Annotated in this window: 14 protein-coding genes; 2 read left to right on the forward strand and 12 right to left on the reverse strand. The window is 33.1% G+C overall.

Features of this window, described 5'->3' with window-relative positions; genetic code table 11:
- Positions 1 to 879: 879 nt before the first annotated feature.
- The 12 genes from ABD792_RS03165 to ABD792_RS03220 form a co-directional block, all read right to left on the reverse strand.
- Positions 880 to 1125, reverse strand: coding sequence for a Fic family protein (locus tag ABD792_RS03165; RefSeq protein ID WP_345004326.1), 246 nt, complete (start codon positions 1123 to 1125; stop codon positions 880 to 882).
- Complete coding sequence (locus ABD792_RS03170; RefSeq protein ID WP_345004328.1) at positions 1106 to 1774, reverse strand: nucleotidyl transferase AbiEii/AbiGii toxin family protein; 669 nt, start codon at positions 1772 to 1774, stop codon at positions 1106 to 1108. Before ABD792_RS03170 ends, ABD792_RS03165 begins: the two co-directional genes overlap by 20 nt.
- Positions 1775 to 1781: 7 nt before the next feature.
- Entirely contained in the window at positions 1782 to 2291 is a 510-nt protein-coding gene (locus tag ABD792_RS03175) for a HigA family addiction module antitoxin (RefSeq protein ID WP_345004329.1), read from the reverse strand.
- 478 nt (positions 2292 to 2769) lie between these two features.
- Positions 2770 to 3144: a hypothetical protein gene (locus ABD792_RS03180; protein ID WP_345004330.1), complete on the reverse strand. Its 375-nt coding sequence runs from the start codon at positions 3142 to 3144 to the stop codon at positions 2770 to 2772.
- The gene (locus tag ABD792_RS03185) at positions 3141 to 4820 is read right to left on the reverse strand and encodes a hypothetical protein (protein ID WP_345004331.1); all 1680 of its coding nucleotides are present in this window, start codon (positions 4818 to 4820) and stop codon (positions 3141 to 3143) included. Before ABD792_RS03185 ends, ABD792_RS03180 begins: the two co-directional genes overlap by 4 nt.
- Positions 4821 to 5609, reverse strand: a complete 789-nt coding sequence (locus ABD792_RS03190; protein ID WP_345004332.1) for a hypothetical protein — start codon at positions 5607 to 5609, stop codon at positions 4821 to 4823.
- A 12-nt stretch (positions 5610 to 5621) separates the two neighbouring features.
- Positions 5622 to 8840, reverse strand: coding sequence for an HsdR family type I site-specific deoxyribonuclease (locus ABD792_RS03195; protein ID WP_345004333.1), 3219 nt, complete (start codon positions 8838 to 8840; stop codon positions 5622 to 5624).
- Between the two features lie 9 nt (positions 8841 to 8849).
- Positions 8850 to 11942 carry a TrlF family AAA-like ATPase gene (locus ABD792_RS03200; RefSeq protein WP_345004334.1) on the reverse strand — a complete coding sequence of 1031 codons (3093 nt, stop codon included), beginning with the start codon at positions 11940 to 11942 and terminating at the stop codon, positions 8850 to 8852.
- The gene (locus ABD792_RS03205) at positions 11935 to 12780 is read right to left on the reverse strand and encodes a restriction endonuclease subunit S (RefSeq protein WP_345004335.1); all 846 of its coding nucleotides are present in this window, start codon (positions 12778 to 12780) and stop codon (positions 11935 to 11937) included. The genes ABD792_RS03200 and ABD792_RS03205 overlap by 8 nt, the downstream gene beginning before the upstream one ends.
- Before the next feature lie 3 nt (positions 12781 to 12783).
- Positions 12784 to 13227, reverse strand: a complete 444-nt coding sequence (locus ABD792_RS03210; protein ID WP_345004337.1) for a restriction endonuclease subunit S — start codon at positions 13225 to 13227, stop codon at positions 12784 to 12786.
- Positions 13224 to 14756 carry a class I SAM-dependent DNA methyltransferase gene (locus tag ABD792_RS03215; RefSeq protein ID WP_345004339.1) on the reverse strand — a complete coding sequence of 511 codons (1533 nt, stop codon included), beginning with the start codon at positions 14754 to 14756 and terminating at the stop codon, positions 13224 to 13226. The genes ABD792_RS03210 and ABD792_RS03215 overlap by 4 nt, the downstream gene beginning before the upstream one ends.
- 190 nt (positions 14757 to 14946) lie before the next feature.
- The gene (locus ABD792_RS03220; protein ID WP_345004340.1) at positions 14947 to 15168 is read right to left on the reverse strand and encodes a helix-turn-helix domain-containing protein; all 222 of its coding nucleotides are present in this window, start codon (positions 15166 to 15168) and stop codon (positions 14947 to 14949) included.
- Between the two features lie 145 nt (positions 15169 to 15313).
- Here ABD792_RS03220 and ABD792_RS03225 point away from each other — a divergent pair, with 145 nt between their 5' ends.
- Complete coding sequence (locus ABD792_RS03225; protein ID WP_345004341.1) at positions 15314 to 16543, forward strand: HEPN domain-containing protein; 1230 nt, start codon at positions 15314 to 15316, stop codon at positions 16541 to 16543.
- A complete protein-coding gene (locus ABD792_RS03230) occupies positions 16509 to 16862 on the forward strand; it encodes a hypothetical protein (protein WP_345004342.1) in 354 nt (117 codons plus the stop codon). Before ABD792_RS03225 ends, ABD792_RS03230 begins: the two co-directional genes overlap by 35 nt.
- The last annotated feature ends 5 nt before the right edge of the window (positions 16863 to 16867 follow it).

A 16867-nucleotide genomic window follows, 5' to 3' on the forward strand; every position in this document is an offset into this window, starting at 1 on the left:
CACGGTTTAAACCGAAATCAATGGCACAATGACTCCGAAATCGGTGGCACAAATCGAACTGAATTAGCCACGGACTCCCATATCATACAAAAAAGACCTTTATGGTAGCTATTAAAGATCATATTAAAATGCTCCGTCTGTTAGGTGATAAAAGTTTTGTTGGCTCAACTTAGTTACAAAAATTTTTTATACGCTGCTTATGAAGGGTATATAATTGTTTTTTTACCTCATTAACTTCATAAAACAATCTTAATGTTGGTTTTTACCAATATTAATAAAATAAATAATTAGTTGCATCTCTAATCAATTTTTCTAAGTTCGTAAGTATAATATGTTTCTCATTATCACCCAAACTCAATAAATATTTCACAGCATCTTTTTTGTTTTCTTGCTTGAAAGAATTTAAATATATTCTTTCGACTTCAACTAGATTAAGTGAATCTTAATAGTCATTTAATGATTGATTTCTTTTGTCCGACTTTTAGGATCCTTCAACAAAGAGTCTATTTAAGTCTATCTTCAAACCTTTTAACTCCCTATTAGATGATATTAGTTAATTAAGGAACGTAAGCCTTTGAGGTGTAAATGAGGTGCAAAAACTGAAATAATTAAACTACAAAAGGAAATTATATGAAAAAGTAGTATTTGTAATAATTTGATTTACAATCTAACAAAACCAAATGAAATCAAATAAAATTACTGTCTATTTGCCGATGCAATATGTAACTTTCCTTATTTAATAGGATTTCACAATACATGAGGTACAAATGAGAGACAAATTATCAAACTGTTTTTTAGGGCTGTTAATATCTTTTTTATTTTTTGGCTGGTAAATCATCCTAGAGCCAAAATTAATTAAATCTCACCAATGTTATTTAACTAGCTTTCCTTTTCCGTTAATCTATACTTTTGCTTACTGCTTTTAAGTTTGTCTGGAATGGTCATTTCAATTAATTCTGCATCAAGTGCAGGTTGTAAATAATTTTTTCTGAAGTTTTCTCTGTCCGTTAAACCAAGTAACTCTTGTAACTCCTGTCTGCCATGCTCCAGTATTATGACATTCAATGGGCGCTTAACTTGCGGGGTGACTTGCGGGGTGACTTTTTCAGAAACCGGAAAAGTCATTTATTACTTTTTGTACCTCTTCTTCAATATCAATTTTTATAAGTCCCCAATCTTTGTTCCTAAAACAGTTGGGTGTTAAATCATCTTCCGCCAAAGAAAAATCCAAACACCTTTCCAATAGCTCTTCTCTTGTCGAACCATACGGATTTCGTTGTTCATAAAACCCTAACATTTCTTCTAAAGTATAAACATCCAAAAGTTCGTGAATATCCCAAAAATCTTTTTTACGTCCACCATTAGCAATAACCTCAAACTTCATTGCCGCAATTTCTTCCTTTGATGCTAATCTTATGTTATCTATCTCCAACAAAGGAAAAACAAAGGGTTCATTACTATAGTAAATATCCAACTTAAAAGCGTTATGAGCATCATTTCCAACAAAATAGGACCTTCCAAAAACCACGTCGCCTATACTTGAATTATCGACATAAGGAAACACTTCCTTTAGAATCCCTTCAAGGCGATCAAAGTCCAAACTACCATACTCAACATCAGTAAATAAATCAATATCTATGGATTCCCTGTGCCCTAGTTGCAAACTTAATGACGTACCCCCTATTAATCGAAAACTGTTAAATTCTTCAATAGCCATTAGTGTCGTTAAGGATTCCCATAGAAGATCGGAAACAGTATTGAGGTGTAAAGGCATTTAAAACTTAAATAAGGTCGTAAGTTTCTGCATTCTTTTGAAATGTAGAAAAACGAGAAAGGTTAATAGATTTTGCTATTTTAGAAACCGTTGCTTTACCGTAGAACTTTATAATTTCGTTGATTTCCTTATCATTACCCCTTTCTAAAATCCTTTGGATAATGGCACGTTTGTTTTTATTCCAATCAATTTTATCAAAAGAAGTATCCCAAAACAGGACTCTCCTGATGTTGTCTAGATTTGGCATTCTATTACTATTTTCAATCAATTTCCTTTTTACTTCATAACCAGCTTGCAACATCATAAAATAATCTTCTTCCGTATGAAAGTAATTAGCCAATTTAATTGACAACTCTGGATTGATACCCCTCTTTTGATTTATAATAGCACTGATGGTTTGCTTATGCTCACCAATAGACATAGCTAATTGAGAGCTTTTAATATTATTACGTTTTATTTCACGCCCTAATATAAGCCCTGGATGTATACCTTTTATTTTAGTTATTTTGGGTAACATAGCTTCTTTTGTTATACAAATGTATGCATAAATATAATAGTAAACAAAAGTGTTTACTTTTTTTAACAACTATATATTGACATAACACTCTATTTGTTAATCAATTATAAAAAACAGCGCATTGGAATTTAATAGATTCCTATTTACATTTTTCAGCAATTCATCTTCTTTTTTAACAAGAGGATCATACCAATCAGCTTTATCCTTTGCCCATTGCAATGGATTTTTAATAGAATTGTAGCCTATCCCATTTTTATAGATATCGCCCAAATATTATTTAGTAAATCACAGGAAAGTGCAGTATACTTCACTTAGATCAAGTGTTAACGTAACCAATTTATAATAGTATCATTTGATAGTATCATAAATTCACTTATACAATTCTTGTACTTAATGATTTTTCAAATTATCCCCAATTCAAATTTTTTTCCTCAAATTCAAAAAAAAGATAAAAATAAGTTAGAACACAAAACCATCTTTATTCAGGTTCAAACGACTCAATAATACTCTTTAATTCATCTAATATTATTGGCTTATTTAAAACCTTTAAATTCTCCCAACCTCTACTGGCTAATTCATCTTTAACATTATGCCCTGTCATGACTACTAACCTATCATAATCGTAATCATTCAAGAATTCTTCAATCACCCCATATCCATCCTTTTCACTTTTTGTTGATAAATCTATATCAACAAATACAACATCAAAATTATCTAATGCATCATAATTATTAAAATCTTGAGACTTGGTAATCCATTCAAATCTTAGTCTATTATCGAAATCAAGGAAATTAACATCATTAAATACATCTAAATTATCTTGAACTTGATTTTCAAAAATTAATATTTTCATGATTTTATAGAAATGAAAGTTATTTTAAATATAAACATTTTTGTTTCCCTTTCTATTGATATCACATTTTTAATTTTCTTTCTTTTCATTAAACCTCTTATAAAGCTCAAACCATGGGTTTTTCTACTATAAATCTCATCGTTGTCTGGTTGATTATATTGTGTAACTAACTCCTGTAATTCTTGAATTTTTCTATTATAGTCTTTAATTTCATTCTTAAAAAGTACTGTTAAAGTGCCTGGAGAATCTTCAATAAACTCAACCATTTTAATTCCTGTACTATATTTTGAAATATTTTCAATTATATCCGTAAACACAAAATCAAAAAGTTCATGATTAAAACTAATATTGAAATTTGATTCCTTATTAAAATTTAATCTAACATCATCCAAATTCTCAAAATGATAAAACCAATGTCTACGTACAGAATCAATTATTACTCTTTCTGATACTTTAACATCATCTTTTGCTATTAAATTATCTACACCTTTAATCATCAATTCAGCCTTAGATATTACTTCTTTAATTTGTACATTTCCTCGGTTGTTTTTAAGTTTTTCTTTGATATACTTCTCTTTTCTTTCATCTAAATTCTCTGGTTTTTTAAAATAACGATCTACCAAATCAAGAATATTAGTTATTGGGGTTAGCTTATTTTTAACAAAATGCATTGCATTTTTTGCATCTAAAACATAAGCAACCTTTTCTTTAATTGTTTTAGCAGAATTCTTCTTTATATAATCTAAAGAATTCATTAAATGAAATACTTTACTAACTTGACTAAACACAGGTTTCAGCCCAATAATTATATTTTCTTGTAACATAAAAGTAGCCGGCTTGAGACATATTAAGTAAACATAGGTTGAGTTTTCAAAATCTGTTCTTTGCCAGTAAATATTACTATATTCAATTGTATTTATAATTACACTGGCTCCCTTTATTGGCTTTTCTTTTGACTCTTTTATCTTTCCTATTATCTCGTCTGAAAAATCAGGTAATTCCCTAATAAACTGGGTGCCTTTAATTAATACCAACCTATTATTGATTAATCTAAACAAAAAAATCTGATCTAACTTAAAAAAGTATCCAATAGAACTTCTAGATATCCGCTTCTTTACTTCATGAAGAATTTTATAACTACTAGATTCACTAATATTTTGGGCAAAAAGATCTCCGATCAATTTAATTAAATCAGAATTAAATTGATTGAAAATCTTACGAGTATAATAGATAAGCATAAAGACATAAAATATAACAGGAATTAATTGATGGCGAAATACTAATGAAAAACCATCAACTATTAGAATAGATAGGTGTATTCCTAATATAAACACTAAAGTCCTACTCTTAGAATTTGAATAGTTTATTGAATTGAATAACAGCAGAATATAGGGCAAGAAAAATAAAGTGTTTCCTAAATCTTTTTCATAAAGAAATAATGTTATTAAAGAAATATCTAATAAATATCTAAATATACCTCTATACTTAATAGGTAAACCATAAAGCTGAAATAACATTCCAAAAACATAAACTACTATAAAAATTGTATATAAACGGGGTTGAAAATAGTTAAAACTTGAATCCAAGTAATTAAATAGAAGTAAGCTTATTAAAACTCCTCTCAAAATAAAAGAGTTAATCTTTCTAATATTATAGTCTAAATCAGCGGTTATCATCTATTTATATAATTTAATTTTATTCATTATTTCCTTTAAAATGAAATTAATTATAACTACAAAGAAAATTGACTTTTCTATAGTAAGAAGCAATACACCCAAAATATTTTTAGCCTTAATGGTAGGTTTAGCATCCAAATCAAACACGAATGACAATACATTAAAAAATTGATTTAGCCATGTATTAGTGGTTATTTTAATGTACTCAACATCTAAAACACTCATCCATGAAAATGGTGCAGCACTAAAAATTAAGGAAAGGATCGAAATATATGTTATTCCAGTTAAAATTAAAGCGAGGATATTATAAGAGCTTACTTTTAAAAAAAGTTTTATGAGATTAACAAAAAAGCATTTGAATGTAATAATCTCTAACCACAAACACTTAATTTCCAATTTATTTACATAAACAGTAAACTCCTTAGATTTTGTTTCATTACCCTCCCTTATAAGGCTTCTAACTAAATATTCATATAACTCTTTCTCTCTTCTACAGTCGAACTCAGATGTTAATGCCTGAAATTTACTCAATGGTATATCATAGTAATCATAACCGCGAAACTGATATATCTGAGAATATAGCTCAAAAATAAATTTCATATCCCTAAAGGCTTCATATTTTATATAGCTTTGATTAGTTCTTAGGTTTCTCTGGTAAGAATTAAATAATTTATTGAATTGCAAATACTTATCCTTTATATCAGCTTTAATTTTAACAGATTCAGAATCTGAACTTTCTAAAACTTCCTCAGAGTTTTGTTCTAGTAATGTATTTCGATTATATAACATATAATAACTAGATTAATTACTCCAAAACTCTGCTAGTGCTTCGGCTTGTTGTAGCACGGTATCGGTGGCTAATTTCTGTAAATCAGGTGGGTAGCCGTATTGACGCAATGTTCGTTTTACAATCACTTTTAGCTTTTTCTTTAAAGACTCTTTAACGGTCCAATCGATACTCACGTTATCTTTTACTCTTTCTACCAATACTCTGGCTAGCTTTAACAGTACCTCATCACCTAATAAGTCTTTGGCACTTTTATTATTGGCAACTGCATCATAAAAAGCTAGTTCATCTTTTGATAAACCCATTTTTTCACCGCGTTTATCGGCTTCTTTAATTTCCTTAGCCAAGTCTATCATCTCCTGAATGATTTCGGCTGCGGTTATCAAATTATTCTGATAGCGTTTTATAGAAGACTCCAACATTTCCATAAGACTTCTACTTTGAACCAAGTTATGTTTAGCTCTAATTTTTATCTCATCATTCAATAACTTCTTCAAAACCTCCAATGCCAGATTTTTATGTTTCATATCTCGCATTTCTTCCAAGAAATCATCATCCAAAACGGATAGCTCTGGTTTTTTAATCCCTGCGGCATCAAAAATATCAATGACCTGTTCCGATACAATAGCTTGGTCTATCACTTGCTTAATGGCCGTTTCTATTTCGTAATCAGATTTACCACCTGTTTGAGCCCCAACATCAAATTTTTGAATACGAGCTTTTACTGCCTGAAAAAAGGCGATCTCATCTTTAGCATCCATAGCTTCCTCATGTGGCAAGGCAATGGCAAATGCTTTTGATAAAGCTGTGACTTCTCTAACATAACGGTTTTTACCATCGTCTAAACTCAATACATGCTCTACTGCAGATAATATGATTTCGAGTTTTTGCTTTACAGTAGCATCAAAATAATCTTCATAAGCAAAGGGTTTACCATATAATACCTGCTCTTCGGCCGCCATTTGATAATTTACATTCGCAGAAGGTCCTTTTTCACTAAAAAACTGAGAAACTACCTCTAATTTTTCGAGCATAAGTTGCACTGCTTTTTCCTGAGCTTCAGCAGGATCTCCTTTACCCCCACTATCTGAATAAAAAGAAAGCGCTTTCTTTAGATCTGAAGCAATACCGAAATAATCTACTACCAAACCTCCTGGCTTATCTTTATACACGCGATTCACCCTTGCAATGGCCTGCATGAGGTTATGCCCTTTCATAGGTTTATCGATATACAGTGTATGCATACTAGGCGCATCAAAACCTGTTAACCACATATCGCGTACAATCACCAGTTTTAAAGGATCGTTAGTATCCTTCATTCTATCGGCTAAATTACGACGTTGTTCTTTAGATGTATGGTGTTTCATTAAATCCGGACCATCAGATGATGCTGCCGTCATGACTACTTTTATCACTCCTTTATCTAAATCGTCGCTGTGCCAATGAGGACGAAGGTTTATAATTTCTTTATATAAATCGACAGCTATTTGACGGCTCATAGCCACTATCATGGCCTTACCTTCTAAACCACTATTGGTTCGTTCTTCGTAGTGGAACACGAGATCTTCAGCCACTTTTTTAAGACGTTGCGGACTACCAATTATCGCCTCTACTTTTGTCCATTTGGCCTTTGCTTTCTGGGTATCGGTTAGCTCATCACCCTGTAATTCTTCATCTAATTCGGCAATAAGCTGTTTTCCTTCTTCTGATAAATTGATTTTAACCAATCGGCTTTCGTAATAAATTGGTACGGTTGCTCCATCTTCTACAGCCTGAGCGATGTCGTAGATATCGACATAATTACCAAATACTGCCGGTGTATTATTATCGGTTGACTCTACTGGCGTACCCGTAAACCCTAAATACGTTGCATTAGGTAAAGCATCACGCATATACTTAGCAAAGCCATATACCAAACGTTGCCCTACTACATTACCTTCATCATCTTTTACATCGATGGACTTTGGTTTAAAACCATACTGGGTACGGTGCGCTTCGTCTGCTACAACAACAATATTAGTTCGAGCAGATAATTCTTCATACACATTAGAGCCATCCTCTGGTTGAAATTTTTGAATGGTTGCAAATACAATACCACCGGATGCTACCTTTAGTAACTCTTTTAAATGTTCTCTACTATTAGCCTGTACCGGTACTTGTCTTAATAACTGTTTAGAGGATGCAAATGTATCGAACAACTGGTCGTCCAAATCGTTTCTATCAGTGATTACTAAGATTGTAGGGTTGTCTAATTGAAGTACCAGCTTACCGCTAAAAAACACCATTGAGAGTGATTTACCACTTCCCTGCGTATGCCAAACAACCCCTCCTTTACGGTCTCCGTTTGATGCTGAGGCTTTTTTTACAGAATCTATTGCTTTATTAACAGCATAATATTGGTGGTAGGCCGCTACTTTTTTAATGGTTTGTACTGTGGCTATTCCTTTTTCGTCGACCTTTTTACTTTCTTCGAACACAATAAAATGGCGAATGTAATCCAGTAAGGTTTCCGGATTCATTAACCCTTTTATTAAGACCTCTAACTGACTGGTTAAAGCTGAGGCTTCTTTTAATCCATCACTTGTTTTCCAGGCCAGATAACGTGAATACCCCGCAGAAAGTGACCCTGCTTTAGCATCCACCCCATCTGATAACACGCAAAAGGTATTGCATGTGAATAAACTTGGAATGGTATTCTTATAGGTTTGTATTTGTTTGTATGCTGACAGTAAGGTAGCATTTTCATCTATCGCATTTTTTAGTTCAAACAAGACTAAGGGTAGACCATTAATAAACAGAATAAGATCTGGACGCTTATTATTATTGTTTTCAATAATGGTAAACTGGTTTACCACTAGAAAATCGTTTTGTATTGGATTATTAAAATTAACTAACTGAACGCGATCGCCTCTTTGCACACCATCTTTTCGATACTCAACCGGCACACCTTCGGTTAGTAATTCGTGGAATGCCTGGTTATTTACCATTAGTTCTGGTGAGGCTATACGCTCTACCACTTTTAAGGCTTCCTGTTGAGCTTCGAAAGGGATATTAGGATTATTACGCGCTATGGCTTCCTGCAAACGGGCTTTTAGAATAACATCGGCGAAAGTGTTACGTTCTGGATTTTCTCCATCTGGTGCTATTTCTGAACCGTGTATGTACTTCCACCCTAGGTTAGCTAATTCTTGAATAGCCCATAATTCTATGTCGTTTTCAGTTAATTTGGTCATGGGATTAGGTTATCTATTATGTAGTTTATACTTTAAAGTCCTATTATTGAATGCAGGAAAAGTACCTTCTAAAATTTCAATTACTTTCTCATTTATAGCTTCATTTTCAAGACTTCCGGTAATTACTGAAACCGTATTCTTATCTGCTTTATCAATTTTAACATGGATTACCTGATCTGCATCGCAAACAACAGCTAAGTTCGGGTTGTGTGTTACAATAATTATTTGTCTATTTTTCTTGGCTTCCTTTATGAAACGAACAAGAATTTTGTAAACACTTTGGTTATCAAGATTTTCTTCCGGTTGATCAATAATTAAAGGAATATCTTGATTATCTAGTAGTAAGTAAAAAATAAGCAATAATGCTCCTCTCTCTCCAGGAGAAAGCTGCGACACTTCTTTATCACTTAATTTTAGTTTATACGTGGGTTCTAGGTAGTCTAAACCAAAAAGAAAGGCGTAAAACTCTTCCGGTTCAAATCCTTGTCTAAGTTGATTTTTTAAGTATCTAAGTGAATCATTATCTGTTCTTAGGTCATTTTCCAATGCACCCATTATCACATTCAAAAATTGGATAATACTTTCTTCCGATTCAAAACCATTTTCACTAAGAATCTCACGAAGCTTTTTATTCCCATCCTCTTTGCCTATAAAAGTTCCTTTGGATCCTTGGCTTATGAAATTGAAAAACTTATCTGAAAAATTAGTTAACCTTAAAGAAACATCAAGGTTGATTTGATAATCGTCTTCTATTTCCCCGTACTGCTGTATAAATTTAGTGATCGGACTATAAATGGATTTATAAAGGTCTTTAAGTTTCTTTTTCTCTTGGATTATTTTTTTGACCTTTTCAATTCTTTCATTTTTAATTGTATCTAAATCGGTCGCAAGACTTGTTTCGATGTATGAAATTGAATCTTCAAAGAATACTTTGGTATTTGGGGCGTCTTTATTACCGATAAGAATTCTCAACTGGTTTTCCCAAACCTTTAAAGCATCAAGGTATTCTTGATACCTTTTTGACGGTGCATCGAGTTTGTTTTTTAAATCCGCCAGCTTTACTTCACATTCCGATTTTTTAGAAGCTGTAGATGTTTTAATCTCCGGATTTAATTGGTTATCTATTTCAGAAAGTTGTGTCTCTGAATCAGATATTTTTTGTTCAATGACCGAAAAATCATAGCTTAAACTTAAAATTGAATCAAATTGCAAATTGTATTTTTGAACAACCGACTCTGAAGTTTGCTTTAATTTTTCAAAGGTTTCTATAAAGTTGGAAAATGAATCTTTTAACTTTATCAATTCGGTTTTAACAAGAAGTGAAGAAGCTTTTTGTTGTTTAAATTTATCAATCTCTGTTTCATATCTCTCTTGTTCTAAAGTCAAGGATTTGATTTGTTCCGCTATTTGGGAAACTTCTTGCTTAAGATTTTCATCTTTTTCTGGTTCCTTTACTTCTTTCGGTTTGATTTCATTGTGAGCCTTTATTTCTTCTTCTTTTGCTTTTAGGTTTTCCTTTAGTTTTGCTAAATAATCAGGATGATTTTTGTCTTCAAGAGAAGTTATTTTCTTATTAAGAGTGTTTAAATCAATTTTAATCTGATCAATCCGTTGGTTTATTTCTTCACCTTTATAATCTAGCAGCTCTTCTAATGTATCTTTATTTAATCTTTCAGATTCGTCAATATGAGAAAAAATCACCTTTTTTAATTCTTTCTCAAATTCCGTTTCATCTGTTGTAGTACAGAGTTTTTCGAGATAGTTCTGAGGTAAATATTTTACTTTTTCAGGTTTTGAGACATCAATAGATTCAGATAAACCAAGTTCATCTACATAACCATTAATCCATGTTAAACCACCTGAAAAGCTTTCTGAACGATTTGGACGGGATTTCCTAAATTTATCCATATGTAGAAAAGAAAAAGACTCTTCGTTATGCGAGTTTCCCAAAAGACCAATAATATCAGCCAAAGCACTTTTGCCATTACCTTTATTACCAATTACAGCTACCAAGCCAGAATTTATTGGGATTTGAGGTGAATTTGCAAACCAAGTTTCATCTAAAGTTGATTCTGATTTTTTTTCAACCGCAAGCGAATGAATATATTTTGTAGGATTGTTAGTAACCCGAATAATGGATTGAGGCTTTTCGCCTATAAAAATTCTTGATTTAGGTTCAATTAAGGCTTGTTTCATTCCTTCAAATGTTGGATCTGCTTTAACCCAACAAAACCGGTCTAAATCAGGTTTAAAAAGTTTATCAAACTCATGAGCATCTGATCCCCAAAAAGTTCCTTTGATAGATTTAAACTCTTTTACATAAGCTTCTTCATCATTGCCACCTAATGCCCAATTAATAGTTCTTTGATTGGATGCAAAAAGTGCATCAGATTTTTGAATAAGCACTTTCCGCACATTATGCCCTTGACCATCCCAACTTAATTCGCTTAAATCTTCATCTGATGGAACTACTAAGATATATTTTCCAGAAAACTTACTCTTTTTGGATCGTAATAATTCGGTTATTTTTTTATCATCAACTACCGCACACTTCATTCCAACGTACAAATCAGAATCTCTCTCAAAATTTTGATGTTCTAATTTTAACCGTTTCCCCAGTTCCTTTAAGTTTCTTGGTTTTAGCTTCCACCTTTCATCCTCATCCTGAGGATTTCCTTCGGACACAAATTCTAACTCATGCAAAAAATCTTCTTCAATATCATCTATTGGTACTTTATCTGAAAAAATAACATGATAGTTTACTCGGTTTTGATCAACTAATGTATTAAGTCTAAACTCAATATTAGGTAGAACTAGTATTTTATTGATTTCAGAAATTTCCTCTTTCGAGAACAGCTCCTCAAGCTTATCCTGATTTCCTAAATAATCATTCTTAACCTTTTTATATCCCTCAATTGTAAAATAATCGGTTATACCAATAACCGCAATACCATCTTCAATTGCCTTTTTAAATACTATTTGTACATATTTATCAAAGTCTTCACCAAAGCCATTATTGAGTTCTGAATAAGGACTGTGAATGTGGATATCCCATTTTCTCCATTCCGACCCTTTTGGATAATTATTATAAGAATTACTCATTAAACTTTATTTTTAACTCCCCACTCATTAACTTTGGTAACAGCGTATCTCTTAATTGGATTAGGGATTGTATTTCTGCATTATTTATTAAAACTTTGTTGTAAATTGGTTCTGAGGTTCCAATATAATCCGTTAATATTTCGTCTCTAGGAATTAGCACTTCGATAGACTCAATTTGGCTTGGATTGATATTTGGTTGCGCAGAACCATATCCCATAGAAAGAATTCTTTCTTCATAATTGCCTGACATAAGAAAGTTGTATACAAAACTCTTATAAGAGGGGTCTTTTAAAAAGAATTTGCCAACACGTTGATTTAAATACAACTCATTATCATGGGGAGGTATTACACCAATTTTACCTGTAGTATTACCTGACATAGCTAAAACAATATCACCTTTATCTAACTTAAAATATTTGACCCTTTCAATTATTGTAACTTGCTCAGAAACACTAGATACATCTGAAATTTCAACTACCCCCTTTCCTTTTAAGTCTTTAATTTTAATTGCCTTAATACAACTACTATCTACAAAATCTTTACTCTTAAAGGCATAACCTGATTTTAAATTAGATAATTCACCCAATACACCTATTCGCCACCCTTCTGGAATTTCACCTAATTCGCTATCGACCATGTTGCCTCCGGAGGATTTGTATGGCTGTCCGTTTTCATTGGGAAATTCAAACTCTACAAACCAACGCTTAAATAGGGTTTGCGCTAATTCTTCTAAGGTTTGGTTTTGCTCTCTTAATAGGGTGATTTTTTGGTCATACACGCTAATTGTTTTGGCTATTTCCCTTTGATCCTTGACATCTTTTGGAGCTTGAATTATCAAGTCTTATAAATCCGATTTTGTTAGTGCATTTCGTGTTGCTCCGTCTGATGCAATTCTCAACAGATGCTTTTTAATTATTGGATTAAGGAGATAATAGAGGAGATAGTCCTGATCGAGTTTATTTTGATTTGACCTCAAAATAGAAACATGTTGATTAACTCTTGCAGGCAATACTTCAGACGGTACTTTGGCTACTCTTGCAACAGAATCACCTGTAATATTAATAAGTATATCATTTTCCTGTACTTCTACATTTCGTAATGCATAAGCTTGATCTTCATCAATAAAAGCCAGACCATTGTATGAAAAAGAAAAGTCTAATATATTTTGGCTTCTAATAAGTGAGATTCCTTCGCTTTTATAAGCCTCCTGACCACCCCTTGGTGTTGCTCCGCTACCAATTTTAGTAGTGAGTTCTTTTAATTCAACGCTATCCCACTCACTCATAACTCAATTCCTATTTTAGCCAATTGTGTTTTAATTTCCTTGTCCAGGTCTTGAGCCGTTTGCATCTGGGTTCTTAGCTTTTCTGTAAGCCTATCTATCTTTTCCTGGAATGGGATACCATCGTCTTCTTCATCTGGAATGCCTACATAACGCCCCGGCGTTAATACAAACTTGTGTTTTTGTATGTCTTCAATCGTGGCAGACTTACAGAAGCCTTTTACATCGTCATAATCATTTTGTTTTAGCCAATTGTGGTAGGTGTCAGCTACATTGGCAATATCTTCTTCAGCAAAGGTTCTATTTTTACGGTCTATCATATAGCCTAACTCTGAGGCATCGATAAACAAGACTTCGCCATTGCGTTGCTTTTTACCACGACGTAAAAACCATAAACACGCCGGAATACCGGTATTAAAGAATAAGGCTTTTGGTAGCATAACGATACATTCTACCAAATCGTTTTCTACCAGTTTTTGGCGTATATCGCCTTCTCCCCCCGTATTAGAACTTAAAGAACCATTAGCCAGTACAAAACCAGCATGACCTCCATCTGGCTTTAAGTGGTATAAAAAGTGTTGTACCCAACCAAAATTTGCATTTCCTGTAGGTGGTGTTCCGTACTGCCAACGTGCATCGTCGCGTAATAACTCCCCACTCCAGTCGCTTACATTAAAAGGTGGATTAGCAATGATATAGTCCGCTTTTAAATCTTTATGCGCATTATTTAAGAAGGAGCCTTCGGTATTCCATTTGATGTTTGAGCCGTCGATACCACGAATGGCTAAATTCATACGACATAAACGATATGTGGTCTGGTTACTTTCTTGCCCATATACCGAAATATCGTCTAAACGCCCCTGATGGCTTTCGATAAATTTTTCGGACTGCACGAACATACCTCCCGAACCACAACAGGGGTCGTAAACGCGGCCTTTATAAGGTTCCAGCATTTCGACCAGTAGTTTTACAATACTTTCCGGGGTGTAGAACTGCCCTCCCTTTTTACCTTCATTTAAGGCAAACTGACCTAAGAAATACTCGTATACACGGCCCAGTACATCCTGTGATTTTGCTTTTTCGTCACCTAATGAAATGGTTCCAATGGTATCGATTAAGCCCCCCAGAGTTTGAGGATCTAAATTGGTACGTCCGTATGTTTTAGGCAATACGCCTTTAAGGGTTGCGTTTTCAGCTTCTATAAGGTCCATAGCATCGTCAATAAGCTTTCCTATGTTAGGTAATTTAGCTTGTGACTGCACATAAGACCAACGTGCCTTTTCCGGTACAAAGAATACGTTTTCTGCACCGTACTCGTCTTTATCTTCGGGATCTGCTCTGGCATATTCGCCTTCGCCAGCTACCAGTTTTTGATGCAATTCATCAAAGGCATCTGATATGTATTTTAAAAAAATTAAGCCCAATACCACATGTTTGTATTCGGCTGCATCAATGTTTTTACGGAGTTTGTCGGCTGTTTTCCAGAGTTTTTTCTCTAGTGCTTCTTCTTGTTCCTGCTTCTTTTTGGCCATTTATAATTTTTGGTTATTAATTGTTAGTCGATTTGGGTGTAACCTAAAGTCAACAAAACCGATCACTAAATTACTTTAAAGTTTTTCAATACAGAATAAAAAAGTAAGAATTTATTGTATTTCTATAAATACAAATAAACCATTACTTATTTAAAAGAAATAACGGCTAACCGTAATATATTTTAGTTAATTATTTCGCTCCTGGCAATTTTAGGTCTTTACAAACTTCTTTTAATAAGTCACCCGGGTCTACATCTATAGCCAAGGCTATAAAATACAACTCATCTGCTCGCAGTTTCGTAGATTCATTGGAACTCAATTGAGAAAGTCTTGCTTGACTAATTCCTGTACGCCTCGAAACCATTGCTCTATTAACTGATTTTTTGGTAAGATATAAGCCTAATGTCGTCATAAATATTTCGATTTTCTATAGATAAATATACTTTGAATATATAAAAATGTAGAATTCCTAAAATTATATTTTGAATTTCAATAGATTATATATAGTTTTGTTTAGATAATCTAAAGAATTATTAAGAAATAAAATATTTTAAATTATGAACTCTATAACTAATAATAAACAAGGGATCTTAACCAAACTTAATACACTTCTTGAAGTTAAACATGTATTTAAATCAATTATAGATAACTCAGAAAATAATCGTTTTGTATTAATTGTGATTTTGAAAGGAAATTGTTCGTCGCTTACCCAAGAGCTCTCCTCAATGGTTGCCAAAATATTTGAGCATGAAACGGACTATCTTTATAGAATATTTTCATTTGATTATGCTCAGGAACAATTAAACCATGGTAATCTATTCTTCGTTCATGGGTGTTCCCGGGAAAACATGATATTCCAAAATTCGGATTCAGGCTTAGACATTTTTCAAGAATACTATGCAGATAAAAAAACATTGATAATCATAGAAGCCAACTTTCAAAAAGAGTGTAATAAAATGGCAGCTTTTATGGACGGGGCTACTTTCTTTATAGAAAAAGAAAATTACTCCCAAGCCGGCTTTATGTTGCACCAATATATCGAATTATGGTTTCGATATGCGGCGCTTTTTATCATGGGCAAAGAACGTAAAAGTCATAGTATTAAGGAGCTTCAAACATATGTTAGAGGCTTTGCTCCTGAACTGGGCAACCTCTTCAATACTGAAATAGAGGAAGAGCAACACCTTTTAAGACTTCTTGATAACGCCTATATAAGCACACGTTATGAAAACAATTATCATATCAATAAAGAGCAACTATTAAAAATTCAAGCAAAAGCAGACACCATTCATAACACCGTAACCTACTTATTTAAAAACAAACTCAATGATGCCAGGAAATTTACTGAAGAACACAATAAAACCGAAAAAGAAAGCCTTGACACAGCCACCAAACCTGATATCGCATCCGAAACTATTGCAAATGACACATTGGCTAAAATAAAGGGCTACGCCAACGAGCATTTCTATTTACTAAAACACAATCCCCACCGTAAAGAAACCCGCAACATCCATATTGAAACCAAAGGTTATTTGGACACTTCTTTCTTGCTAGCAAACTTCTTAAAAGTCAGTATCATGGCCTTGGAATCAATAGAGGATCAGAGTGAATTTGTAGCCGGTGCGGACTATGCGGTTCAACAAGTACTTCAATGCGCTTTAAAACTCATACCCTATGAAGAAATGGAGTTCCTTGATAAAGTACAGAATGTATTATCTGAAACAGAAACCGTTAATCAAAATAAAACAGACTATGAAAACCAAGAAACAACAAGTAAAACTACTTAAGGAAATCCATCAACTACACCAAAACCTTCACGGCATGCTTCAACCAGAAATCTACAAAGGGAAGCTTCATTATAAAGCAAGCTTTTTGGTTAAAAGCAATGAAACTCTAATTCTGCAAATAGCAAGCCTCTTGGAAGTCTGCGTCTTTGCTTTGGATGGAAACGGTATGTTATTGTCACCAAGTAATCAAAACGTATCAATGGAAGATAGCGTCTGCCGGGTACTGGAGATGGTATTAGACCTCTTACCAGACGCCCAAATGCATTATCTGGATAAAATAACCGAAAAGTTTTCTGAAATGGACACTAAAACAAATTAATCTAA

The sequence above is a fragment of the Snuella lapsa genome (assembly GCF_039539345.1).
Taxonomy (GTDB): Bacteria; Bacteroidota; Bacteroidia; order Flavobacteriales; family Flavobacteriaceae; genus Snuella; species Snuella lapsa.

What these genes read in the sequence shown, in the direction of transcription:
- ABD792_RS03220 (WP_345004340.1), bottom strand. Translation starts at nt 15,168, where the DNA reads ATGACGACATTAGGCTTATATCTTACCAAAAAATCAGTTAATAGAGCA.
- ABD792_RS03175 (WP_345004329.1), bottom strand. Translation starts at nt 2,291, where the DNA reads ATGTTACCCAAAATAACTAAAATAAAAGGTATACATCCAGGGCTTATA.
- ABD792_RS03215 (WP_345004339.1), bottom strand. Translation starts at nt 14,756, where the DNA reads ATGGCCAAAAAGAAGCAGGAACAAGAAGAAGCACTAGAGAAAAAACTC.
- ABD792_RS03165 (WP_345004326.1), bottom strand. Translation starts at nt 1,125, where the DNA reads ATGACTTTTCCGGTTTCTGAAAAAGTCACCCCGCAAGTCACCCCGCAA.
- ABD792_RS03230 (WP_345004342.1), top strand. Translation starts at nt 16,509, where the DNA reads ATGAAAACCAAGAAACAACAAGTAAAACTACTTAAGGAAATCCATCAA.
- ABD792_RS03200 (WP_345004334.1), bottom strand. Translation starts at nt 11,942, where the DNA reads ATGAGTAATTCTTATAATAATTATCCAAAAGGGTCGGAATGGAGAAAA.
- ABD792_RS03180 (WP_345004330.1), bottom strand. Translation starts at nt 3,144, where the DNA reads ATGAAAATATTAATTTTTGAAAATCAAGTTCAAGATAATTTAGATGTA.
- ABD792_RS03195 (WP_345004333.1), bottom strand. Translation starts at nt 8,840, where the DNA reads ATGACCAAATTAACTGAAAACGACATAGAATTATGGGCTATTCAAGAA.
- ABD792_RS03170 (WP_345004328.1), bottom strand. Translation starts at nt 1,774, where the DNA reads ATGCCTTTACACCTCAATACTGTTTCCGATCTTCTATGGGAATCCTTA.
- ABD792_RS03185 (WP_345004331.1), bottom strand. Translation starts at nt 4,820, where the DNA reads ATGATAACCGCTGATTTAGACTATAATATTAGAAAGATTAACTCTTTT.
- ABD792_RS03225 (WP_345004341.1), top strand. Translation starts at nt 15,314, where the DNA reads ATGAACTCTATAACTAATAATAAACAAGGGATCTTAACCAAACTTAAT.
- ABD792_RS03190 (WP_345004332.1), bottom strand. Translation starts at nt 5,609, where the DNA reads ATGTTATATAATCGAAATACATTACTAGAACAAAACTCTGAGGAAGTT.
- ABD792_RS03210 (WP_345004337.1), bottom strand. Translation starts at nt 13,227, where the DNA reads ATGAGTGAGTGGGATAGCGTTGAATTAAAAGAACTCACTACTAAAATT.